Raw genomic sequence first — 19,778 nt, 5'->3', positions numbered from 1 at the left:
TTCCGGCGAGCCAGGCAGCGGCATCGGCCGCAACAGTATCGTCGCAGCAATCCAGTGGTGCGCGACGGAAGGAAATATCTATCCTGCCCGTTCGATCCGGATGACCTGCGGCTTGTCGGTCAGGTGACCATCCTTGGTGATACCGTCCACGGCCTTGCGCACCGCGGCTTCGGTGGTCTCGTGGGTGACGAGGATCACCGTCTTTTGCGCCGCCACTTCGCCGCTGATCGCGTGCTGGACGATCGATTCCAGCGAGATATCGTTATCGGCCATGCGCTTGGCGATGGCCGCGAACACGCCAATGCGGTCATGCACGGTCAGCCGGATGAAATAGCCGCCGGCATGGCTGCGCATCTGCGCCTTCTTGTAAGGCTTCAATTCCCTCGCCGGCCTGCCGAAGACCGGGCCGTGCTGGAAGCCGGGACGGCTCTTTGCGATATCGGCGATGTCGCCGATGACGGCCGAGGCGGTGGCATTGCCGCCGGCGCCGGGGCCGGAGAGCAGCAGTTCGCCGAGGATGTCGGTCTCGATCGCCACCGCATTGATGACGCCGTGGACCTGCGCGATCACCGAGGCTGTCGGCACCATGGTTGGATGCACGCGCTGCTCGATGCCGCTGTCGGTGCGCTGGGCAACGCCAAGCAGCTTGATCCGGTAGCCGAGATCGCCGGCCGCACGGATATCGGCCTGGGTGATGTTGGAGATGCCTTCCATGTAGATGTCGTTGGCGGCGATCTTGGTGCCGAAGGCCAGGCTGGTCAGGATCGACAGCTTGTGCGCGGTGTCATGGCCCTCGATGTCGAAGGTCGGGTCGGCCTCGGCATAGCCCAGCCGCTGCGCGTCCTTGAGGCAGGCATCGAACGAGATCCCTTCGGCCTCCATACGGGTCAGGATATAGTTGCAGGTGCCGTTGAGAATACCGAAGACGCGGGTGACCGAGTTGCCGGCCATCGCCTCTCGCATGGTCTTGATAACGGGAATGCCGCCCGCCACCGCGGCCTCGTAGTTGAGCAGCACGCCCTTCTTCTCGGCGATCTCGGCCAGTGCGACACCATGTTTGGCCAGCAGCGCCTTGTTCGCCGTAACGACATGACGGCCGGCCTCGAGCGCCGTCTTCACAGCCGCAAACGCTGGCCCCTCGTCGCCGCCGATCAGCTCGACGAAAACGTCGATCTCGGCGGCCTGCGCCATCTTGACAGGATCGTCGAACCATTTCGCGGCATTGAGATCGACCCCGCGGTCGCGCTTGGGATCACGCGCCGAAACCGCCGACACGACGATGTCGCGCCCACACTGCCGTGTCAGTTCCGCCGCCTTGTCGCGCAGCACGCGCGCCACTGACGCGCCGACCGTGCCGAGGCCGGCAATTCCAACACGCAGAGCTTCAGCCATGGCCGGCGATGTCCCCCGAAAGATCAAACGAAATTGTGTGCGGAAAGCTTACCGATGGGCGGAAAGCGGCACGACATTGTTGGGTTGCTTGGCGCTGGTCGCCAGGAAGCGCTTGATGTTGCGCGCCGCCTGCCGGATCCGGTGCTCGTTCTCGACCAGCGCGACACGCACGAAATCATCGCCATGTTCGCCGAAGCCGACGCCTGGCGCCACCGCAACGTCGGCATGTTCGATGAGCAGCTTGGAGAATTCGAGCGAGCCGAGATGGCGGAACGGCTCCGGAATCGGAGCCCAGGCGAACATGGACGCAGCCGGAGCCGGAATGGTCCAGCCCGCGCGGCCGAAAGCATCGACCATCACGTCGCGCCGCTTGTGGTAGATGTCGCGCACTTCGGCGATGTCGGCGCCGTCGCCGTTGAGCGCGTGCGCGGCCGCCACCTGGATCGGGGTGAACGCACCGTAATCAAGATAGGATTTCACCCGGGTCAGCGCCGAGATCAGCCGCTCGTTGCCGACGGCGAAGCCCATGCGCCAGCCGGGCATTGAGAAGGTCTTCGACATGGAGGTGAACTCGACGCAAACGTCGATCGCGCCCGGCACCTGCAGCACCGAAGGCGGCGGATTGCCGTCGAAATAGATCTCCGAATAGGCAAGGTCCGACAGGATGATGATGTCGTTCTTCTTCGCGAACGCCACCACGTCCTTGTAAAAATCGAGCGAGGCGACCAGCGCCGTCGGGTTCGACGGGTAGTTGAGGATCAGCACCAGCGGCTTCGGAATCGAATGGCGGATGCCGCGCTCGACCGCCGGGATGAAACCGTCATCGGGTTCCACCTGCAGCGACCGGATGACGCCGCCCGACATGATGAAGCCGAAAGCATGGATCGGGTAGGTTGGATTCGGGCACAGGATCACGTCGCCAGGGGCGGTGATCGCCTGCGCCATGTTGGCGAAGCCTTCTTTCGAACCCAGCGTTGCCACCACTTGCGTATCGGGATCAAGCTTCACGCCGAAGCGGCGCTGATAGTAAGCGGCCTGGGCGCGGCGCAGGCCCGGAATGCCGCGCGAGGAGGAATAGCGATGGGTGCGCGGATCGCGCACCACTTCGCACAATTTGTCGACGATTGCCTTGGGCGTCGGCAGGTCCGGATTGCCCATGCCGAGGTCAATGATGTCGGCGCCGCGCGAGCGGGCGCTGGCCTTGAGCCGGTTGACCTGCTCGAAGACATAGGGCGGAAGCCGGCGGACCTTGTGAAACTCTTCCATGGCAGTTCCAGACATCACTTGGCGTTTGGCAAGGCGCACCGTGTCGGCAAGTGCCTTGGGCGCGCGCTATATACTTATTTGCAGGTAGGGTCGAGGGTGGGGTCGCATTTGCCTTCGATCTGCTTCAGCGTCTGCGCGCCATGCTTGCTGGCCAGGTCCGTCAGCGCCGCCTGATTGGTGACGTTGGGGGCGCCGCCATTGGCTGCCTGCGCGCTTTCGTCCCCCTTCAATTCCGCGAGCCTGGCATTCCTCTCGGCATCGGTGAACTGTTTGGCCGCTACTTTCGGCGGGATGTTCAGGTTCGGAAAGGTGCCGGTATCCTTCGGTCCCGCTGATGTGGCGATGGGCACCGGGCCGCTGGTATTGGTGCTCGAGCAGGCCCCAAGGCACAGCAGGGCAATTGCCGCACCGATGCGGCAAAAACGACCGGCGCCGAAAAAAACAGTCTCGCCAATGTTAATCGTCATATTGTTTCCTTGGCAGCCGGGGTAGAGCGAGGTTGGACCCAGTCGGATGTCCCATGGTAATATGTCAAGAAAACGCTTCGGGAGGAACCCCGCGCACCATGTCCAAAACACCCGATTCGGGCAAAGCGGAAGATGGCGGACCTTCGACGGTCGAGCAATATCTGGTGAAGGACCCGGAACGCTTCGCCCTGAACATGGCGCGCATGATCGAGCAGGCCGGCAAGGCGGCTTCCGCCTGGGCCGAGCCGCGCGAGAAGGGCGAAGTGCGCGACCATGTCGCCGAACCGGTCGTCGACATGGTGAAGACCTTCTCCAAGCTCAGCGAATACTGGCTTGCCGACCCACAACGCGCGCTCGAAGCGCAGACGCGGCTGTTCGCCGGCTATATGACGGTTTGGGCGAACGCCATCCGGCGCGTCAGCCCCGATGCCGAGCGAACCGAGGACGCGGTCAAGCCGGAGCGCGGCGACAAGCGTTTCCAGGATCCGGAATGGGGCCGCAACGCCTTCTTCGATTTCTTGAAACAGGCCTATCTCGTCACCTCGCGCTGGGCGGCTGATCTTGTCGAGCACGCCGAAGGCCTGGATGACCACACCCGCCACAAGGCGAGCTTCTACGTCAAGCAGGTGTCCAACGCCATCTCGCCGTCGAATTTCATCCTGACCAATCCGGAACTGTTTCGCGAAACCATCGCCTCGAACGGCGAAAATCTTGTGCGCGGCATGAAGATGCTGGCCGAGGACATCGCGGCCGGCAAGGGCGACCTGAAGCTGCGTCAGGCCGACTACTCGCCCTTCGAGATCGGCCGCAACATCGCCACCACCCCCGGCAAGGTGGTCGGCCGCAGCGACGTCGCCGAGATCATTCAATACGATCCCGCCACCGAGACGGTGCTGAAACGGCCGCTGCTGATCTGCCCGCCCTGGATCAACAAGTTCTACATACTCGACCTCAACCCGCAGAAATCCTTCATCCGCTGGGCGATCGAACAGGGCCACACCGTGTTCGTCATCTCCTGGATCAACCCTGATGAACGCCACGGCATGAAGAACTGGGAGGCTTATACAAGAGAGGGGCTGCAATACGGCCTCGACACTATCGAGAAGGCCACAGGCGAGAAAGAGGTCAACGCTATCGGCTACTGCGTCGGCGGCACGTTGCTGGCGGCGGCACTTGCCCTGCTGGCGCAGGAGGGTGACGATCGCATCAAATCGGCGACCTTCTTCACCACCCAGGTCGATTTCACCTATGCCGGCGACCTCAAGGTGTTCGTCGACGAGGAACAGGTCGCGGCGGTGGAAAAGGCGATGAACGAAAAGGGCTATCTCGACGGCACCAAGATGGCGACCGCCTTCAACATGCTGCGCTCGGGCGACCTGATCTGGCCCTATGTCGTCAACAACTACATGCGCGGCAAGGATCCCCTGCCCTTCGACCTGCTTTACTGGAATGCCGATTCGACACGCATGGCGGCGGCCAACCACTCCTTCTATTTGCGCAACTGCTATCTCGAGAACAACCTCTCGCGCGGCAGGATGGAACTTGCCGGACGCACCGTTTCGCTCGCCGACATCAAGATCCCCGTCTACAACCTCGCCTCCAGGGAAGACCACATCGCTCCCGCGCTGTCCGTCTTCCTCGGCTCGAAATATTTCGGTGGCGAGGTCGAATACGTGATGGCGGGCTCCGGTCATATCGCCGGCGTCGTCAACCCGCCCGCATCGGGCAAGTACCAGTACTGGACCGGCGGCAAGCCGGAGGGCGACTTCGGCGAGTGGATCGCAAGGGCCACCGACCATCCTGGCTCCTGGTGGCCGCACTGGCAGAGCTGGATAGAGGCTAAGGACAATAATCGCGTGCCTGCCCGCAAAGCAGGCAAGCATATGAAAACTTTTGGTGATGCCCCCGGCACCTATGTCAAGGTGCGTGTGTAACCGACTGTAATGTCTGGTGAGTTGACGGACCCGTAAAAGCGGGCGAAATGGTGTCGTCAACCATCTTGCCGCCTAAATTCGGCAATTGCCGCAAAAATACTTCCAGGCTTGCTGATTTGACACAGGTCTCGTTTCCGGATCGGAGACAAGGGGCACCTCGACGCAGCCGTTCGGACGCCGCGCCAAGGATATACCGATCGGATATCGAGGGGGAATTTGACTTTGAAATCAGCAGGGTGGAGCCTCGCGAAGGGAGAACGCCGCACCATTGCGGCGGCGCTCTGCTCCGTGCTCCTGGCCTCCTGCACCTCGGCCGGCGACCCCACAATGTCGGTTGGCATGCCCGGCTACAATGCCTCCGCGTCGGACATCAACGCAGCCTCGACAAACAAGCCGATCGTGGCCGGCGATTCGTCGTCGCAGACGGCGACCACGCAGACCACAGTGATGGCGGAAGGCGACACAGCGCTGCCCGAGACGGTCGCCTACGTGCCGATTACCAAGCCGCAGGCGGCCTTCCCGCTCACCGCGCCGGCTGAAGCTGAAACGATTGCCGGAAACACGCCGCAATCGCTGGAGCAGCAGCCGCAGACGGCGCAGCAGACCGATGCGGCGGCGCAGAAGATCGCCGCCGCCGACGCGGCCGTGACGGCGCCGAAGCAGGCCGCCACACCGGCGATGAACAATCCGGTCTATGTGACCGCTGGCGAGGCGCAGCAAGCGGAGGCGCCGAAGAAAAGGGGTTTCCTGGCCTCGATGTTTGGCGCCACGCCGGCTTCGGCGAAGCCCGCTCCACTGGTCAACACGCGCGCAGGCGAACAGCCGGCTGTGCAGGCCAAGCCCGCCCCGGCGGCGGCAAAGCCGATCATTACACTGGCCTCGGCCGATTCCACGGCGAAACCGGTGCAGCTGGCTTCGCTCGGCGACGACTCAGGTCACATCACCGGCAGCGATGCCCTGCCGGGCGTCCGCCAGACGGCGCTGTTCGAGATCAAGCGCAAATCCGGCCTCGACGACGAAAGCGACGTCGACCTCAACGAGGATGAAGGTTCGGGCGGCCTCTACCAGGTAGCCTCCGCCGCCGGCATGGCGCGCCTCGCGCCTAACGGCCTCTTGAAGCAGAACGAGAGCGTCGACGTGGCGTGCCTCAAGCCCTCGCTGGTGCGCGTGCTCAAGACGATCGAAGGCCACTACGGCCGCAAGATGGTCGTCACCTCCGGCTATCGCGACCCCGCCCGCAACCGCCGTGCCAACGGCGCCAAGAATTCGCTGCACATGTATTGCGCCGCCGCCGACATCCAGGTGCCGGGCGTCTCGAAATGGGAGCTGGCGAGCTACGTCAGGACGATGCCCGGCCGCGGCGGCGTCGGCACCTACTGCCACACCGAATCGGTCCATGTCGACGTCGGCCCCGAGCGCGACTGGAACTGGCGCTGCCGCCGGCGCAGCGGTGGCGAAGGCTGACCAGGGCCGGTTCGGCTGGACGCGCCAAAGCGCGTCGCGCTGAAACGGAGCTCACTTTTGAGCGCCATGCATTTGCATCGGGCCGCTTCCGCAATCGTCTGAAAAGTGCCCGGAAATCCACGCAGCGGCTGGTGACGGCCGCCAGAAAAATTGCCGCTGGCGCTGCGTGAATCACTCGCTTCGGCAGGCAGGAAAAAAGTTGTCCAAGCCGGCACCTGACGGGTTGCCGGTTGCGCACAACGCCAGTATAAGCCGCTTTCATCTGAGCGCGCCCATCGTCTAGCGGTCAGGACACCGCCCTTTCACGGCGGTAACAGGGGTTCGATTCCCCTTGGGCGTACCAGCAATTTCAGATACTTAGCAGCTTCGAGCGCCGATCCGTCCAATAAGCGTGGAATAAGCGCAGCAAATCGCGGCGGACGTTGGCGTACATTCACAGCCGAAAATGCTGCCCTTTCAACATCAGGATATCCTCGTCCTCGTCCTCTGCTTCGTAAGGGGCCGGCGCCTCCAGCAAATCGATTCGCCTGAGGTCCGTACCTCCCATAGGCGCATCAAGGGATAGCGTTTTGAAGGTGTCGTATTCCCGGTTGTAGCGGCCGAGATAGTCCTTCATGCGAGAGCCGACATGCTGGAGTAGCAGTTCCCCTTCAAGGACGGCCAGGAGCATCGAGTTAATGACGTCGTCGCGCATGAAGCGCGGGAGTGCGGAACTGACTGCCCGACTGACCACCCGATAGACCGTGTCCGGGTCGTGGCGAATAGCGTTCATGGATTTCAATCTGAGTTGTTTTTCGGCCCACTGCTTTGCTATCCGAACACGATTTTTAGCATAATAAATTTTCTTGCCCGCAATGATCTTATCGCGGTGTTCAATATGATAAATCCTGCTCCTCTCAGCAATCTCGCTAGCGTGAGCTAGGCGATACGCCCTGATGTATGCGGCGTGCGCTTCCTTGTGCTTAGCCCGGTATCTTCGTTGTTCTTCGGACCTGTCCTTCCACACTCTGTGCCGCCGCTGCCCTTCGGGTTTGACCAGATCGACCATCCTGGATTTGGCTCCCTTATCGGCGGTTTGCACAACAGACTAGGCGCAGTTCCGCCCGCTAATCCCGCTACGCTCCACCGCCAAATGAAAAGCCCTCCACCGTGAGGCAGCGGGCTTAAATGTCCGAAGGGCAATTGATCAGGCGGTTGCTTTGCGCTCGCTCATGACCTTGTGGTGGCAGGCCGCCGCTGTCTCGGTCAATTGTTTCGCCAGAGCGCGGGCAATCCAAAGAAGCCGCTGGACATTAGCGTCCGTGTCGGTTTCGACAGCGATATCGACAGTTGTGTTAACCAGCGTAGCCAAGTTGGCGATATCGCCCTCAAGGTCGTTAAGGTTATCGCTCGGGCCGGTCACGCTACACCGCCTTCCACGGCCTTGACCGCTTCCTCCAAGGCTTCCTCCGGCAGGAAGGACCAAAGCAGCGCGTCAACGTCCTCGGGCTGGAGGTCGCCGAATTTGCCGGTGGCGAACTCCAGCAAGAACTCGGCCTTGACGCGGTGTTCCTCCATGGTGGTGCAACGATAGGCGCAGACGGCATTCAATGCGTAGCGTTCGGCGTCGGAAGCCTCGTTGCGCTCGTTGATCGCCTGTTCAAGCCCGACAGCGCTACGCCGTGCGCGCTCGCCCTTGATCAGCCGCTTCAACGTCCGCAAATCAGCCTGCTCGGCCTTGCGGAGCGCGGCGACCGATTGCTTGCCCAGATCCGGCGCCACTTTGGCGAGTGCCACGAGCTTCTGCCGCTGCTCCGCGTAACGGCGTTGGATCTCAACCCGCAAATCGGCCTCGACTTCCTCGAGGTCCCCATAGCGCAGCGTACGTGACTGCCCGCCACCAATGGACAGGGGGACGTAGAGTTCGGCGGTCTTCGGCAGATACGCGTCTTCCAGTTCGGTGGTCAGATCGATCGCGGCGATGAAGCGAGCGTATTGCGTATGCTTGTTCGCAATCAGAGCAAGCAATTCGGCGGACACTGGCGAGGCCTGGGCAGGCGCGCTGCCGGCCGCAGTGACGATGAGGGCAGCGGTAGCTGCGAGTGCGGTGCGGCGGTTCAGATTGGGCATGCCTTCGGCGGCAGCCCGAACAGCGGTGTTCGGCATGGGTTGTTTCCTTATTAACTAGTAATATTTACCAGTTCACCATGAATTGGAATTAGCTTGCCGTCAACAGCAAAGTATGAAAAATTACTAGTCAGGTAAGAGAGGAACACAGAATGCTCACAACCGGAAACCAGCTTCGCGCCGCGCGCGCCTTGGCTGACATGGACCAGGGAACGCTTGCGAAGCGTGCCGGGATCAACATCAACACCGTAAGCGCCATGGAGAAGCGAGGCGCTGCGGGGCTGACTAGCGGACTGGACAAAGTGCGCGCGGTGATGACCGTTCTTGAGGAAGCCGGCATCGAGTTCCTGAATCATGGAAGCCCAGGCGTCAGGTTGAAGAAGCCCTGAGGCACGTTTTCCGAAGGTTGCGCTCTCTCAGCGCAACAAATAAAGATACATCAACGCAAACCAGGACAAATACCAAATGCCAGAAGTGAAAGACGGAAACGCCGAGGAGCTTATTGAACTGACGGCTGATATTGTTTCAGCGTTCGTGAGCAACAATGCCCTGCCAGTCTCGAATTTAGGCGATCTGATCGCGTCTGTTCACGCTTCGCTTTCTTCGCTTAGCAAGGATGTGCCGCCGGTTGCTGAGCAACTTAGCCCAGCAATTAATCCAAAGAAGTCCGTCACGCGAGATTTCATCGTCTGCCTTGACGACGGCAAGAAGTTCAAATCGCTGAAGCGTCACCTCGCTGGACTCGGCATGACCCCGGACGAATATCGCGCCAAGTGGAAGCTGCCAGCCGACTATCCAATGGTGGCGCCGAACTATGCGGAACAGCGGTCCGCTTTGGCGAAGGCCTCGGGCCTTGGGCGGAAGCCGGTTCCGCAGAAGAAGGCTCCTGCGAAACGCACGGCCAAGGTGGCCTGACGCGAAACTGCCCCCTCCCCTTTGGACCCATGACCCGAGCATCCTTCGCCGAAGAGCTAGAAAGTGCCGCCGACCGAATTGCGGACATTCCGCGGGCGGATCTTCAAATCATTCTTCGTCGCGCTGCTCTGATGCTCCGAAACGTAGCTGGCGTCCCGCTGGAGCCGGCGACGGACGATGCGCTCAACTCGATCGCCGCTGAGATGAAGATCGGCCGGTCAGACCTCATCCAGATTGTGTTACGCGAGTGGCTGGAGACAAACGCCTATCTCCCGGTGCGCCAAATCGATGAGGACAGCGAAACGGACGGGAGCGCTTAGGGCGCTTCGCTTTGGGCAAGCGAAAGCCCGCGCCTCGGCGGAGGACACGGGCCCCGATCGGGGTGACGCCGATCTTGGCAGGCGATAAAGGGCACCACCTGCCCAAACATAATCGTTAGCGATAGCTAATGCTCAGTCAAGGCTTACTCTAAGCGAACCTCAGCTCGGGGATCGACACCGCACCAAATGTTATAGCACGTCGCCATGCCGGCAAACGTCGGCACGGTAGATCCGTTAGAACAGGTCCTCGAAATCAGCAGGGTTGCCCCTGCTGCGCCGACGAACGACAATTTCCAGGCCGAGGGAAGAAAGCGTTGCCATCAAGGTGCGCAGCTGCACCGTAGGCTTACCGGCCTCAAGGTGCGATATTGTGCCCTGGCGGAGGTGCGCTCGATCTCCAAGCGCCTCTTGCGTAAGCCCTGCTTTGCGACGGGCGCGCCGCAGGATGGCGCCGATCTGCTTTTCATTGCGCGCTATCGCATCAAGCATGATGGTCCTCCGACGATACGCCAATGCGTATAAAATGGTGATATGCGCGAACGCGTATAAAATGCCACATCAGACGAAGGGCGTCCAGGGCGTCGGTCGGATCGGCATTGATGGCGGATAGTTCGAGCGGCAGCGCCTTCGAACCCCGGGAACGGCTTTGAAACTGCTTGTCGCACCACCGGGCCGGTCCCCGGCAAGCTGCACCGCGCCGATCTGATCCTGCGCACTACAGTGCGCTAAATGATCTGAGACAATGGATATCGCAAGTTTCTTTAATCTGAAAAACTCGCCCCGTGTTACTCTCCCTTGAATACCGCCAAATGGTATTAAGGAGGGCCGGCGATGCCCGAACTCTCGACTGCGCTCCGCGTCCCGGCAGCGCAATACCTTCGCATGTCAACCGAACATCAGCGCTACTCGCTGGAAAACCAAAGAGCGGCCATTTCGGGGTATGCCGAGATGAGAGGCTTCGCTATCGTCAAGACCTATGCCGACGCGGGTAAGAGTGGGCTGAGCCTGAAAGGACGAGACGGACTTCAGCGGCTGCTCGCAGATGCTGTGACTGGCCAAGGCGGTTTTTCCGCGATCCTCGTACTGGATGTCAGCAGATGGGGACGGTTTCAGGACACGGACCAAGCCGCGCACTACGAATTTATCTGCCGCAATGCCGGGGTCAATGTCCATTACTGTGGTGAGCCCTTCGATAATGACGGCAGCATGGTGGCCAGCATTGTAAAGAACCTGAAGCGGGTAATGGCAGCCGAGTACAGCCGCGAACTCTCAAGCAAAATCTACAGAGCGCAAATCCAGCAAGCTTGCCTCGGATTTAAACAGGGCGGCCCTGTGCCTTATGGCATCAGACGGTTTCTGATTAGCCAGGATGGAACGCCGCGATTGTTCCTCGGACCGGGCGACCGCAAGGGTCTCAAATCAGACCGCGTTGTTTTTATGCCTGGGCCTGACGAGCAGCTCAAAATTGTACGGCGAATTTTTCGCATGTTTCTTAAGCAGAAACAAAGCATCGCGAACATCGCTAAGACGTTGAATGACGAAAAGATACCGTCGACGGATGGCGACTTATGGCGTTGGGGACGGGTCAAAGGCGTGCTGCGAACCGAGTTGATGACTGGATACTACGTCTTTAACCGGACCAACCACAAAATGAAAAATCCGGTGCGCCACAACCCTCCGGATCTTTGGGTCCGGACCAGGGTGATGGAGCCGATTATCGACCCCAAAACATTTGCCCGAGTGCAGCGGGAATTCAGGTTGGGACGGGTCTTTGCCCTCCGGGAACCCGACATGATCAGAAATCTGAAGCGCCTGTTACGAGAGAAAAAGAAGCTCTCGCAGGCGATAATAAACAATTGCCCCTACACACCATCGGCGCATGCATATTGGGTGCACTTCGGGAGCCTACAGGCCGCATATAATGCGGCTGGGTTTATATGCCCGCCAACCGGCCAACGAGGTAGATACTACTCGGATGACGATCTGCTAGATGGCGTCCGCCGACTACACGCAAAGTTCGGCTACATCACAATCGCTTTGATCGACAGGGACCGCCACCTCCCAAATCACAAACTTTTCATCAAGCGCTTCGGGTCGGTCGTGAGCGCGTATGGCCTAGCTGGCTTTCCGACGACAATGAGCGAGAGTGTCTCGGCAGCCCGACAGCGAGCTGCTGCTCGGAGCCAGAACGCGCATGCTGCTCGACTGACAGCATCCTCAGAGGGATCGAAGCCTTGACGAAACCTTCCCCTTGGTTAACTGGCAGAGCCCTTTAATTCTCTCCAAACCTTGGCTTCGCGCACCAGGGAATTCCAGTCGGTGCCGATGAGCTTGATCAGGCCGCGCGCCTCGGCCACGGAGATGTCAACCTCTCTGGCCAGCCTCCGGGCGAGGAACTGAATGCCCGGATCATCCTCGCGTCCGTCGCCGGTATCTCTCATCGGAGCCTCCTCTGGGTTCCAACTTCCCGGAAGCCGTTTCGTTTCGCTTGGCAAACAAAAAGCCCGCCCCGGCGCGAGCCGAGACGGGCTTTTGAGCCGACGTTGCGGGAGGGAGGGGGGCGGGAGGGAGGAGCATCGGCCAGACGCCTAACCTCTCACGGCGCTGGTCGTTCCGGGCCGAATGAAAAAAGCCCGCCACCTTTCGGCCGCGGGCAAGTGTCATCGGGGAATGGCACTGAATGGGAACAGTGCAAGGGCCGAAGCTCTTCAGCCAATGTTCCAAGGATCATGCGGTGCGACGTTCAAGCACGACCACCGAGCATTTTTCTGTCTGTGGCCACGCGGAGGTCCCTAACGAGCACAGCTGCTGCGAACTGCACTTCTTTTGCTCGCTCAAGATCCGGTCCGCGGTCAGGCTCGCCGAACTGCCCGCCTGCCATATTGTCGAAGAATGCGGCCCATGGGAGCTCCATTCCGAGAGTGTCGATGCGATTGAGCATCGGCCTCGCCGCGTCAATCGCCGTCTCGAGCCGCTCTAACGAGCCACCGATTCGAGCTTCAAGTATGGCGCACTGCGAGATCACCTCCAGGTCGCCTTTTGACGGGTCGCTAGTCCAATAGTCAGTGGAAAGATCAGCCGCCGCTTGAATGTCCGACAAAAGCTTCGATAAAACGTCCCGCTTATAATCGGCACGATATCGCCACACTAAGCCGGCAAAAGCCGCGCCCGCACCCAAGAGCGATGCGAGAAAACTGATAACCGGAACGATCCACCAATAGTCCGCTTGGGCCAGATCAGTTCACCGAGTTGATGTAAGACTCGGCCAACGCCTTATATTTCTGGAACCTCGGCTCATCGCTTACAATCACAAGAAGCCGCTGAACATCGGGCTTTGAAAATCCTTCATCGCGGACCAATCCTGCAAATGCCTCGTCGAGGAAAGAGGGCTGGTAGCTCCGGCTCACTGTGTCGATCCGTACTCGGAAACGTTCACCGGTCTCAATGGCCGATTTCATTTTCGGCACAAGCCATTCCTGACGAAACTGCTCGCCGCTGAAGGGGCCTAGCTTACGATAGCGGCCCCCCGTCGTTTTGCTGAAATCCCTCCCAACATCGACCTGGTCGATCGCTGAATTGCGTTTGGGGAGGCTTCCGGTATGAGCGCTCAGTGCTGTCATATCATCACATCCCATTCTACCAACGTACCGCCAAGATTGGCATTGAGACTCTTGACGACTGGTTTCCGGCCTTTTTCGTACATGTAAAAGCCGTACCTACTAACTATGGTGAGCCGACCGCTCTGACAACTGTCAACGAAGGCTTTGATGTGACCCAAGCCTTTGCCATGTTTTTCCAAATTTGTCGAGGTTGCCGACTCCTCAATGGCCAGCTCAATAACTCTGCCGTCATATCTCGGTTCCGACAGATCGGGCGGGATGCCTACTGCATTTAGAAATCGCTCCGCAAACCCACCATAAAATTTCCATCCCTTCAACGATCCAGGAATCGACACACCTTGATCAAAAATAGCGACATTCATTCGCCGGAGCGACTTGGAGAGCGCGCCGGTCATCCACCATCGGCCTACGTGCGGGATGTGGAACGAACCGCCTGACGGATAAGCACAGCGAACGGTATTTTCCATTGCCTCCCCCAAAGCGCCGTTCAGTTCGAAACACGCGTCATTTGCGTTCAGACCGACGTCCTTAAACATGCGTTCGATCTCATCCAACATGGCCCCGATCGCTGTCGCATCATTCTCCTTGCCACTGCGGAATCGTAGAATGCGGCGTTCCCCGTCGGGGGCCGAGATTGTATGAGCAATGTCGAGAATATCGAAAAAGCCGACCTCAAACAGCGTCTCGAGCACACTCTCGTCCCAATCTTGCGGATTCACGACGAAAAGCTTGCCGAGTTCCCCAATCCGACTTGCCCTCAGACTGCGAGCCCTGTCGTATTCCGCTGCAAGGATCAGCGCCGAAGCGGGAGAAATGTGCTGCATCGTTGCGAAGTCGATGTAGGGACCAATCCACCGTGGCGCGCCCGGCGAGCGGCGGCTAGGGTCAAGGCGGGAGCGAACAGCCCTAGTTCCGGACACGGGGGGCTTTACAAGTCTCTGGCGTAGACTGTTGATGAAATTGATGGTTTCGGTCGTGTTTTCCACGACGCAAAAATTTGACGGCATCGATCGCCGAGGCGCCGACAGGAAAACGCGCTCCTGGCCGGCAGCAGAAACCACAAATCCCATGGCAGGTTTGCGCCTTGGCTTCCTAAAATGTCTCCTCGCCCAATAAATCTGGCGTCGTCTCTGCTTCGCTGAAAGTTTCTTCATCCGCCCAAATCACCCACCGGCAGACGCTTTTACACTAAACTGGAAAGCCGACTAGGTGCTTTGTTAGCCTTAAGAGAGGCACTAATCTTTCCATTTTCTCCAGATGTTAGGGATTCTCACCCCGCCCGTAGAACGCGCCAAACCCAGTAGGCGGTGACGAGCGAACCGACGCCGCCGCTGCTGCCATACCGGTGACGCAAAGCTAGTCTTCAGGCGCCGGCTTGATCTTCCGCACGACATACTCGAACAGGATGTCCGATATCCACATAGCCGAGACGCCGATCAGGAAGGCGGCGGCCAGTGTGGTCGTGTCATTGGTTGGGTCCGGCATCGGCAAGCCCGTTGCCTGGAAGTAGGCGACCGCCGGCAGCGTGAGATACGCCGCCGCCAGGGCTCCGCAGATGGGCGAAGCGATCATTTCCCGCAGCTTGTATCGATGGCGGGACAATGCGCGCAGGATGCCTCCGGCGAGGCCCGCAACGACAACCGGCCCTTTGATGCCCAGGAGGTCGAAAAGATCATGCATCACGGCTTCCATCCGCAGAGTTTCTGGCCAGTAAGATTGTGCGCGAGAATGCCCCTCGCCTCAGCATCCGACAGGGCCACGATGGCCGCAGCCGATAGCCGCGTGGGGCTTTCGAGGGCGCAGAAGCTGCCTTTTGTGGTGGCGCAGCCGGCAAGCGCGATGAGCAGAGCGAGCGTCAATCCCTTGACCATGTGCCGAGCTCCTTTCGCACTGCATCGGCCGGCAAAGCGCCAACATCGTTCTGCACCTGGTCCTTGATGTCTCGGGCCGCGACTTCAGCCACGGCCTGCTTGTCGCGCTCACGCTTGGCGCCCCGCAGATTGCCCCAGCCGATGCCAAGGACGGTTGCCAGAGCGCCAAGGGCGGCAATGGCGATCGAGGTATGGGTGAGTAGGAATGCCAGGAGCGCGGTCATGACTCGACACCCACCGCGTTCGCGTTCAGGTTTGAAACATTGAGATTCTGGTTTTGAGGGAGGTTGAATTGACTGACGAGATCAAGGCGGTTCTTGGGACCGGCAAGACCCTTAAGATAGGCGAAGAGACTTGGGTGATTGTCGAGCGCGACATTGGCGTCGAGTTTGTTGATTGGATCACAGAGATCCGCCAATACGGCGGCAATCTCTACCTGTCCTTGGCCACTGCGGTCATAGATGCCGGGAATGCACCCGAGGCCAGAATTTGCGCAAGACTGCGCATGAACCTGGGAGTCGCGCAAAGCCTGCATGCGGCCCTTGGAAATGTGATCGCGGATGCGCTGAAGCCAGTCGACAAGTCGAAGGCGAATTGAGCCCATCTCACTGGTCCTTGCCGAGATCGGCACGGCGGCGGCGCGCATATTCCGTCAGGATGCCGATCGCCAGCAGGTAGAGCGGGACGTACTCCGCTGGCACATAGGCCTGGAACAGGCTTGGATCGAGCGCCAGGAACGCACCGAACACGATGCCGGCGAACATCTGGACACGCGCCAACAGGATAGTTTCGCTATGGGCGAAGAAGGCTTTCAGCTTTTCCCACATGGCGGGGTTCCCTTCAGAAGAGGTTCGAAACAAACATGGTTACGTGATGCCACGCGCCAGCAGCGGCCATGGCGGTAAGAGCGAGAGCGGCGATGATGCTGGCGATGAGGCGATTGCCGGCCTTGGGCGGCTCTGATGCCGGTCCAGTGCCGGGCTGCACCGCCGCGGGCGGGACAGGAGCGGCTGAAGCCGGCGCGGGCGTCTGCTGGGACGGCACAGGCTTAACGGGCGCTGGCGGGGCTGCTACTGGCTGTGCCGACATCTTCAGAGCATTGGCGCGCACTGACGCCACGCGGCTTTGCCAGCCCTTGCCAAACGTGCCCCATGTCGAAAGACGCTTCAGGAAAGCCAGGCGGGCATCGCAGAGATTGTCGATGACGACGGCGGCCGGTCTGGAACCGACGGCAGCGAGCGTCTCGGGCCCGATGCGGCCGTCCTGGGCGGTGCCGACCACTGCTTGAAGATATTTCGCCGCCCTGCTTGGCCCGCTGTTCACGGCAAAATCGAACACTGCGTAATCCACGCCGTCGGGCAACTCGGCGCCAGCCACCGCATCCCAGTAGAAGCGGCGGTACACCGTGGCGAGTTGGGCATCGCTGATCTTCCTGAGATCCGCCTTGGCGGCGTCCGCCTTCACGTAGCGGCGGAATTGGCAAGGGTGACGCCCTTCATGGTGGCGCCACCGGGGTCTTTCGGGTTGTCGCTCCATCCACCTTCGGATTTCAAGACGAGCGCAAGCGCCCGCGCGAAGTTGCGGTCCATGGTTTTTCCTCACGGTTTGGGATTAAGTGGGAATCGGCAAAAATCGAGCAAAGGAGGGAATTTTGGAGATATCGATCGACGAAACGACGAAGCGGAGTTTGGCTGTAGAAGGTGCTTTACTTCAGCTTGTCGTAGCGCTGGTGTCAGATGAGAAGCTGAAAGCTGGCGTTGGTTTGGACATATTGAGAATGTTGTCTTTAAGCAGCAACCGATCTACCGATCGTCTAGCTTTGCCAATCGAAAGCCTTGAACGCTTGAAGGTGATCGAAGACAGGGAAGATAAAGGCTAGAGCGTCAGCCCGGCTTTGGCGCCGAAGAAGGTGGTGCAGGCGGCGCGCTCTGGCGCAGTCAGGGCGCGGTTAATGACGATACCGGCGTAGAAGTTATAGGCCCCGCTAGCGGTACCCAGGGAACCGAACAGATTTAGACCGATCCGACACTGATTGATCGTAATCGGGATCACGTCCGCATTGGTGGTTCCGTTGGCGTTTGCGGAATTTACCCTCAGATCACTATTGCCCCGGCCTGCATCATTGAAGCTCTGAGCGTCGGCATACATGTTGATGTTGTTTGGGCCGGATATAGACGCAACAGACCGGTCATCCAAACCGAAATAGTACGCGGTAGTTGCAGTTCCACTAGAGCGAGTAATGACAAATTGGACTGAGCCTGGAGACCCTTGGTCTAGCGCCGCAATGATACCTCCGGTATTATTGTCCTGCGGCTTACAGGCAGCACCAAGGTAGGTCCCCGGAACCGGAACAAAACCGGCCGAATTTTCAAGTATGAATTTGCCGGTTGTAAACTCCAGCCATTTCAGAGGCCCGGCAATCCGCAATGTAGGCCGAGCCCCGCTTGTGGTTTGCAGCAGGTGACGGCCCTTGCCGCTCTTGTCCCCGATGAAGCCGACAGGATCGCCGTCCGCCGAGACGGCTCCGGTGCCGCCCGAATCCTGTTTCAGGGTGGCCAGATCGGAGACATCGTACCAGCCGCCGTCATCCGAGACGCCAAAGAGCGAGGTGGGATCGAAAGCCGGCGGGGCGCCGCCGCTGGCTTTGAACTGGCGTGTGAGGCCCAAGCCGAGCCCGAGAGACATCGGGCTCATCCGTCGATCACCGCGACTTTTTCAGCCGTCATGGCTGCGCCGAAATCCCGCGTCTGACCATCAAGGATGAGCCAGCCATCGCCGGCCGACGCGGTCGGATTTGCGCCGAACTTCACCCAGACTTTGCCACCCGAAGCGGTAATCGACCAAACCGGGAAGGTCTTGTCGATCAAATCGGGAGCTGCGGAAACGACGGTGGATTGCTGGGACGCGCCGCTAGATGCGAGCGCCTGGCTGCCCAGTGCTACAGATGCATAGACTGGAGCGTCGTTGTAGGTTCGCTGTGCGATGCTGCCGAGCGTGATTGCCACGGTTGCCATGATAATAGCCTTTCGTTGGGGATTCTTAAGCTTCGAGTGTGGCGACACGGGCGCGCAGCGCCTTTACCTCAGCCAGGAGGATCGGGACGAATTTCGAATAATCGATGCCCCAAGGCATAAATTCTTCATCTCCTGGCTCTCCGGTGCCGACGGCCACGGCGTCAGGGAAAATCGCGTATGTTTGCTGCGCCTTGACGCCATACCCGGTGCCGCCGACCTTCCAGTCGAAGTGATAGGCATTGAGGGCGTCGATCAGCGCGCCGCTGTCGAAGGATTGGAAATTCTCTTTCAGTCTTTCGTCGGAGGTGGTCGCATAGGTGGTCGCGCTGCCAGTAGTCGAAATGCTTCCGACCGTATTGTTGGGGTTGGTGAACGTTGCGCGCGTGACAGTGCCGACCGATGTCGCTGAAAAGTTGGCCTGGCCGGCAGCGCTCACCCTAAATCCATCGGACGCGCCAGTAGATGAAAATGTGCCCATCTGGAAAAACGAGCCAGTATTGAGGAATTGTGCCAGCAAGGCGCCAAGGTGGTTGTAAATCCCAACCCCGGCCGCGTTCGAACCGATATATCCCCGGACCACTCCGATATCGGACAGTCGAATTTTCGCCTCGGTGCCGTCGTTCGAATTGACTAGAACGGGCGTGCCGGCAGTGAAGAATGACTGCTGGCCAGACCATGTATTTGCGCCGGCCTTCAGAGCCGCGATTGCAGCATCGACTACCGCCTGATTGAGGAACATGGTCTCGAAGGCCGTTCCGTCGCAGGTAATCAGAACGCTTGCATTTTTGATCAGGGTCAACGTCGCTGCGCCGTCTATGGTTTCCGCGCCGTTCGGATCGATCGGGATGCTGGAAGGACTGTCATTTCGCAGCAGAATGGTCCAGCCCGCGCCCAGCGTAGCGGCGGCTGCGAGGGTAACACTTGTCGTGGTTCCCGTAATTCTCCAGAAGGCACCGTTGTCGGCCTTAACCGCATTCACGGCCCCGACGACATTCTTAATAACTGGAACCGGCGTGATCCCGAGCGCCGTTTGCAGGGCAAAGCTGCTCGCCGTGTTCAGCAGGCCCCCCATGTAGCCGCTGATCGAGACATCGGCATCTGGCATGGACAGGACTCGCGTCGTGCCGCCAGCCACGGCGCCGACATCGATGCGGAAAAGCTTCGTCACATCGGCGGGATCGGCAAGGAGGAACGCGTTGTCCTTGATGTATTCCGCGCCGCTGAAAATACTGTTTATCGCGCCTTGCTTGGTCGATGCGCCGGTGCCGCCAGATGCGATGGTGCGGACCGAATTGAAAGCCGCGGCGAAGTCGTCGATCTGGGCGTTGTAGTCGGTTTCGTCGATCGGCTGATCAAAGACACCATAGACGCCAGGCAATAACTGATAGAGACCGTTGACGAAGGGCATC

26 protein-coding genes, 1 tRNA gene and 1 pseudogene are annotated in these 19,778 nt (G+C 59.8%); 9 read left to right on the top strand and 19 right to left on the bottom strand.

Annotated features, from left to right (window positions below):
- Positions 1–78 precede the first annotated feature (78 nt).
- From LB547_RS02725 to LB547_RS02715, 3 genes are all read right to left on the bottom strand, one after another.
- On the bottom strand, positions 79–1,392 hold the full coding sequence (locus LB547_RS02725; RefSeq protein ID WP_140495821.1) for a homoserine dehydrogenase: 1,314 nt from the start codon (positions 1,390–1,392) through the stop codon (positions 79–81).
- Between the two features lie 48 nt (positions 1,393–1,440).
- Positions 1,441–2,658: an LL-diaminopimelate aminotransferase gene (locus tag LB547_RS02720; protein ID WP_140761892.1), complete on the bottom strand. Its 1,218-nt coding sequence runs from the start codon at positions 2,656–2,658 to the stop codon at positions 1,441–1,443.
- Positions 2,659–2,732: 74 nt separating this feature from the next.
- On the bottom strand, positions 2,733–3,125 hold the full coding sequence (locus LB547_RS02715) for a hypothetical protein (RefSeq protein WP_140495819.1): 393 nt from the start codon (positions 3,123–3,125) through the stop codon (positions 2,733–2,735).
- Between the two features lie 98 nt (positions 3,126–3,223).
- On the opposite strand from LB547_RS02715, the gene phaC reads away from it, so the two are divergent.
- The 3 genes from phaC (at position 3,224) to LB547_RS02700 (ending at position 6,866) form a co-directional block, all read left to right on the top strand.
- The gene (phaC, locus tag LB547_RS02710; protein WP_140761895.1) at positions 3,224–5,059 is read left to right on the top strand and encodes a class I poly(R)-hydroxyalkanoic acid synthase; all 1,836 of its coding nucleotides are present in this window, start codon (positions 3,224–3,226) and stop codon (positions 5,057–5,059) included.
- 216 nt (positions 5,060–5,275) lie between these two features.
- Positions 5,276–6,523 carry a YcbK family protein gene (locus tag LB547_RS02705; RefSeq protein ID WP_140495817.1) on the top strand — a complete coding sequence of 416 codons (1,248 nt, stop codon included), beginning with the start codon at positions 5,276–5,278 and terminating at the stop codon, positions 6,521–6,523.
- A 268-nt stretch (positions 6,524–6,791) separates the two neighbouring features.
- Positions 6,792–6,866, top strand: a tRNA-Glu gene (locus LB547_RS02700).
- Positions 6,867–6,956: 90 nt separating this feature from the next.
- Here LB547_RS02700 and LB547_RS02695 read toward each other — a convergent pair.
- The 3 genes from LB547_RS02695 to LB547_RS02685 all read right to left on the bottom strand — a co-directional run bounded on the left by LB547_RS02695 (position 6,957) and on the right by LB547_RS02685 (position 8,668).
- Positions 6,957–7,571, bottom strand: coding sequence for a hypothetical protein (locus LB547_RS02695; protein WP_140761898.1), 615 nt, complete (start codon positions 7,569–7,571; stop codon positions 6,957–6,959).
- Positions 7,572–7,709: 138 nt separating this feature from the next.
- Complete coding sequence (locus tag LB547_RS02690) at positions 7,710–7,925, bottom strand: hypothetical protein (protein ID WP_140761900.1); 216 nt, start codon at positions 7,923–7,925, stop codon at positions 7,710–7,712.
- Positions 7,922–8,668, bottom strand: a complete 747-nt coding sequence (locus tag LB547_RS02685) for a hypothetical protein (protein ID WP_181177998.1) — start codon at positions 8,666–8,668, stop codon at positions 7,922–7,924. The genes LB547_RS02690 and LB547_RS02685 overlap by 4 nt, the downstream gene beginning before the upstream one ends.
- Before the next feature lie 113 nt (positions 8,669–8,781).
- Here LB547_RS02685 and LB547_RS02680 point away from each other — a divergent pair, with 113 nt between their 5' ends.
- The 3 genes from LB547_RS02680 (at position 8,782) to LB547_RS02670 (ending at position 9,864) form a co-directional block, all read left to right on the top strand.
- Positions 8,782–9,018, top strand: coding sequence for a helix-turn-helix domain-containing protein (locus LB547_RS02680; protein WP_140761903.1), 237 nt, complete (start codon positions 8,782–8,784; stop codon positions 9,016–9,018).
- A gap of 76 nt (positions 9,019–9,094) precedes the next feature.
- On the top strand, positions 9,095–9,544 hold the full coding sequence (locus LB547_RS02675) for a MucR family transcriptional regulator (RefSeq protein ID WP_140761906.1): 450 nt from the start codon (positions 9,095–9,097) through the stop codon (positions 9,542–9,544).
- Between the two features lie 29 nt (positions 9,545–9,573).
- Positions 9,574–9,864 carry a hypothetical protein gene (locus LB547_RS02670; RefSeq protein WP_140761908.1) on the top strand — a complete coding sequence of 97 codons (291 nt, stop codon included), beginning with the start codon at positions 9,574–9,576 and terminating at the stop codon, positions 9,862–9,864.
- Between the two features lie 234 nt (positions 9,865–10,098).
- On the opposite strand, the gene LB547_RS02665 is transcribed toward LB547_RS02670, so the two are convergent.
- Complete coding sequence (locus LB547_RS02665) at positions 10,099–10,353, bottom strand: helix-turn-helix domain-containing protein (RefSeq protein ID WP_140761911.1); 255 nt, start codon at positions 10,351–10,353, stop codon at positions 10,099–10,101.
- A 342-nt stretch (positions 10,354–10,695) separates the two neighbouring features.
- On the opposite strand from LB547_RS02665, the gene LB547_RS02660 reads away from it, so the two are divergent.
- Positions 10,696–12,102, top strand: coding sequence for a recombinase family protein (locus tag LB547_RS02660; RefSeq protein WP_140761914.1), 1,407 nt, complete (start codon positions 10,696–10,698; stop codon positions 12,100–12,102).
- A 17-nt stretch (positions 12,103–12,119) separates the two neighbouring features.
- On the opposite strand, the gene LB547_RS02655 is transcribed toward LB547_RS02660, so the two are convergent.
- The 7 genes from LB547_RS02655 to LB547_RS02625 all read right to left on the bottom strand — a co-directional run bounded on the left by LB547_RS02655 (position 12,120) and on the right by LB547_RS02625 (position 15,579).
- The gene (locus LB547_RS02655) at positions 12,120–12,305 is read right to left on the bottom strand and encodes a hypothetical protein (RefSeq protein ID WP_140761917.1); all 186 of its coding nucleotides are present in this window, start codon (positions 12,303–12,305) and stop codon (positions 12,120–12,122) included.
- A 302-nt stretch (positions 12,306–12,607) separates the two neighbouring features.
- Positions 12,608–13,042, bottom strand: coding sequence for a hypothetical protein (locus tag LB547_RS02650; protein ID WP_140764311.1), 435 nt, complete (start codon positions 13,040–13,042; stop codon positions 12,608–12,610).
- A 58-nt stretch (positions 13,043–13,100) separates the two neighbouring features.
- On the bottom strand, positions 13,101–13,484 hold the full coding sequence (locus LB547_RS02645) for a DUF4325 domain-containing protein (protein ID WP_140737800.1): 384 nt from the start codon (positions 13,482–13,484) through the stop codon (positions 13,101–13,103).
- The gene (locus LB547_RS02640; RefSeq protein ID WP_140764308.1) at positions 13,481–14,554 is read right to left on the bottom strand and encodes a hypothetical protein; all 1,074 of its coding nucleotides are present in this window, start codon (positions 14,552–14,554) and stop codon (positions 13,481–13,483) included. The genes LB547_RS02645 and LB547_RS02640 overlap by 4 nt, the downstream gene beginning before the upstream one ends.
- A 286-nt stretch (positions 14,555–14,840) precedes the next feature.
- Positions 14,841–15,164, bottom strand: coding sequence for a hypothetical protein (locus tag LB547_RS02635; RefSeq protein ID WP_140629948.1), 324 nt, complete (start codon positions 15,162–15,164; stop codon positions 14,841–14,843).
- Positions 15,164–15,355, bottom strand: coding sequence for a hypothetical protein (locus LB547_RS02630; protein WP_140764305.1), 192 nt, complete (start codon positions 15,353–15,355; stop codon positions 15,164–15,166). Before LB547_RS02630 ends, LB547_RS02635 begins: the two co-directional genes overlap by 1 nt.
- Positions 15,340–15,579 carry an ABC transporter permease gene (locus LB547_RS02625; protein ID WP_140764300.1) on the bottom strand — a complete coding sequence of 80 codons (240 nt, stop codon included), beginning with the start codon at positions 15,577–15,579 and terminating at the stop codon, positions 15,340–15,342. The genes LB547_RS02630 and LB547_RS02625 overlap by 16 nt, the downstream gene beginning before the upstream one ends.
- A 68-nt stretch (positions 15,580–15,647) precedes the next feature.
- On the opposite strand from LB547_RS02625, the gene LB547_RS02620 reads away from it, so the two are divergent.
- Positions 15,648–15,953: a hypothetical protein gene (locus tag LB547_RS02620; protein ID WP_140764297.1), complete on the top strand. Its 306-nt coding sequence runs from the start codon at positions 15,648–15,650 to the stop codon at positions 15,951–15,953.
- A gap of 7 nt (positions 15,954–15,960) precedes the next feature.
- Here LB547_RS02620 and LB547_RS02615 read toward each other — a convergent pair whose 3' ends face one another.
- Positions 15,961–16,182, bottom strand: coding sequence for a hypothetical protein (locus LB547_RS02615; RefSeq protein WP_140764294.1), 222 nt, complete (start codon positions 16,180–16,182; stop codon positions 15,961–15,963).
- Positions 16,183–16,195: 13 nt separating this feature from the next.
- A pseudogene (locus LB547_RS32605) lies at positions 16,196–16,944 on the bottom strand (glycoside hydrolase family 108 protein).
- A 62-nt stretch (positions 16,945–17,006) separates the two neighbouring features.
- Between LB547_RS32605 and LB547_RS02600 the strand changes: the two are divergent.
- On the top strand, positions 17,007–17,234 hold the full coding sequence (locus tag LB547_RS02600) for a hypothetical protein (RefSeq protein ID WP_140764291.1): 228 nt from the start codon (positions 17,007–17,009) through the stop codon (positions 17,232–17,234).
- Here the strand turns inward: LB547_RS02600 and LB547_RS02595 are convergent.
- Genes LB547_RS02595 through LB547_RS02585 form a run of 3 tightly spaced genes read right to left on the bottom strand, consistent with a single transcriptional unit; the run spans position 17,231 to position 19,777 of the window.
- On the bottom strand, positions 17,231–18,040 hold the full coding sequence (locus tag LB547_RS02595; RefSeq protein ID WP_140764288.1) for a hypothetical protein: 810 nt from the start codon (positions 18,038–18,040) through the stop codon (positions 17,231–17,233). The two genes, LB547_RS02600 and LB547_RS02595, sit on opposite strands and share 4 nt — an antisense overlap.
- 5 nt (positions 18,041–18,045) lie before the next feature.
- Complete coding sequence (locus tag LB547_RS02590) at positions 18,046–18,369, bottom strand: hypothetical protein (RefSeq protein WP_140764285.1); 324 nt, start codon at positions 18,367–18,369, stop codon at positions 18,046–18,048.
- 25 nt (positions 18,370–18,394) lie between these two features.
- Positions 18,395–19,777, bottom strand: coding sequence for a tail fiber domain-containing protein (locus LB547_RS02585; RefSeq protein WP_140764282.1), 1,383 nt, complete (start codon positions 19,775–19,777; stop codon positions 18,395–18,397).
- Position 19,778 lies beyond the last annotated feature (1 nt).

Origin of the sequence: Mesorhizobium sp. B264B1B (assembly GCF_020165765.1) — a bacterium.
Lineage (GTDB): Bacteria > Pseudomonadota > Alphaproteobacteria > Rhizobiales > Rhizobiaceae > Mesorhizobium.
The sequence above is the reverse complement of the archived record's forward strand: the minus strand, read 5'-3'. Positions and strand labels throughout refer to the sequence as shown.

Bases quoted from the DNA above. Each gene is read 5' to 3' on its own strand.
- LB547_RS02725 (WP_140495821.1), bottom strand. From the start codon at position 1,392: ATGGCTGAAGCTCTGCGTGTTGGAATTGCCGGCCTCGGCACGGTCGGC.
- LB547_RS02720 (WP_140761892.1), bottom strand. From the start codon at position 2,658: ATGGAAGAGTTTCACAAGGTCCGCCGGCTTCCGCCCTATGTCTTCGAG.
- LB547_RS02715 (WP_140495819.1), bottom strand. From the start codon at position 3,125: ATGACGATTAACATTGGCGAGACTGTTTTTTTCGGCGCCGGTCGTTTT.
- phaC (WP_140761895.1), top strand. From the start codon at position 3,224: ATGTCCAAAACACCCGATTCGGGCAAAGCGGAAGATGGCGGACCTTCG.
- LB547_RS02695 (WP_140761898.1), bottom strand. From the start codon at position 7,571: ATGGTCGATCTGGTCAAACCCGAAGGGCAGCGGCGGCACAGAGTGTGG.
- LB547_RS02685 (WP_181177998.1), bottom strand. From the start codon at position 8,668: ATGCCGAACACCGCTGTTCGGGCTGCCGCCGAAGGCATGCCCAATCTG.
- LB547_RS02680 (WP_140761903.1), top strand. From the start codon at position 8,782: ATGCTCACAACCGGAAACCAGCTTCGCGCCGCGCGCGCCTTGGCTGAC.
- LB547_RS02675 (WP_140761906.1), top strand. From the start codon at position 9,095: ATGCCAGAAGTGAAAGACGGAAACGCCGAGGAGCTTATTGAACTGACG.
- LB547_RS02670 (WP_140761908.1), top strand. From the start codon at position 9,574: ATGACCCGAGCATCCTTCGCCGAAGAGCTAGAAAGTGCCGCCGACCGA.
- LB547_RS02665 (WP_140761911.1), bottom strand. From the start codon at position 10,353: ATGCTTGATGCGATAGCGCGCAATGAAAAGCAGATCGGCGCCATCCTG.
- LB547_RS02660 (WP_140761914.1), top strand. From the start codon at position 10,696: ATGCCCGAACTCTCGACTGCGCTCCGCGTCCCGGCAGCGCAATACCTT.
- LB547_RS02655 (WP_140761917.1), bottom strand. From the start codon at position 12,305: ATGAGAGATACCGGCGACGGACGCGAGGATGATCCGGGCATTCAGTTC.
- LB547_RS02645 (WP_140737800.1), bottom strand. From the start codon at position 13,484: ATGACAGCACTGAGCGCTCATACCGGAAGCCTCCCCAAACGCAATTCA.
- LB547_RS02640 (WP_140764308.1), bottom strand. From the start codon at position 14,554: ATGGGATTTGTGGTTTCTGCTGCCGGCCAGGAGCGCGTTTTCCTGTCG.
- LB547_RS02635 (WP_140629948.1), bottom strand. From the start codon at position 15,164: ATGCATGATCTTTTCGACCTCCTGGGCATCAAAGGGCCGGTTGTCGTT.
- LB547_RS02630 (WP_140764305.1), bottom strand. From the start codon at position 15,355: ATGGTCAAGGGATTGACGCTCGCTCTGCTCATCGCGCTTGCCGGCTGC.
- LB547_RS02625 (WP_140764300.1), bottom strand. From the start codon at position 15,579: ATGACCGCGCTCCTGGCATTCCTACTCACCCATACCTCGATCGCCATT.
- LB547_RS02615 (WP_140764294.1), bottom strand. From the start codon at position 16,182: ATGTGGGAAAAGCTGAAAGCCTTCTTCGCCCATAGCGAAACTATCCTG.
- LB547_RS02595 (WP_140764288.1), bottom strand. From the start codon at position 18,040: ATGTCTCTCGGGCTCGGCTTGGGCCTCACACGCCAGTTCAAAGCCAGC.
- LB547_RS02590 (WP_140764285.1), bottom strand. From the start codon at position 18,369: ATGGCAACCGTGGCAATCACGCTCGGCAGCATCGCACAGCGAACCTAC.
- LB547_RS02585 (WP_140764282.1), bottom strand. From the start codon at position 19,777: ATGCCCTTCGTCAACGGTCTCTATCAGTTATTGCCTGGCGTCTATGGT.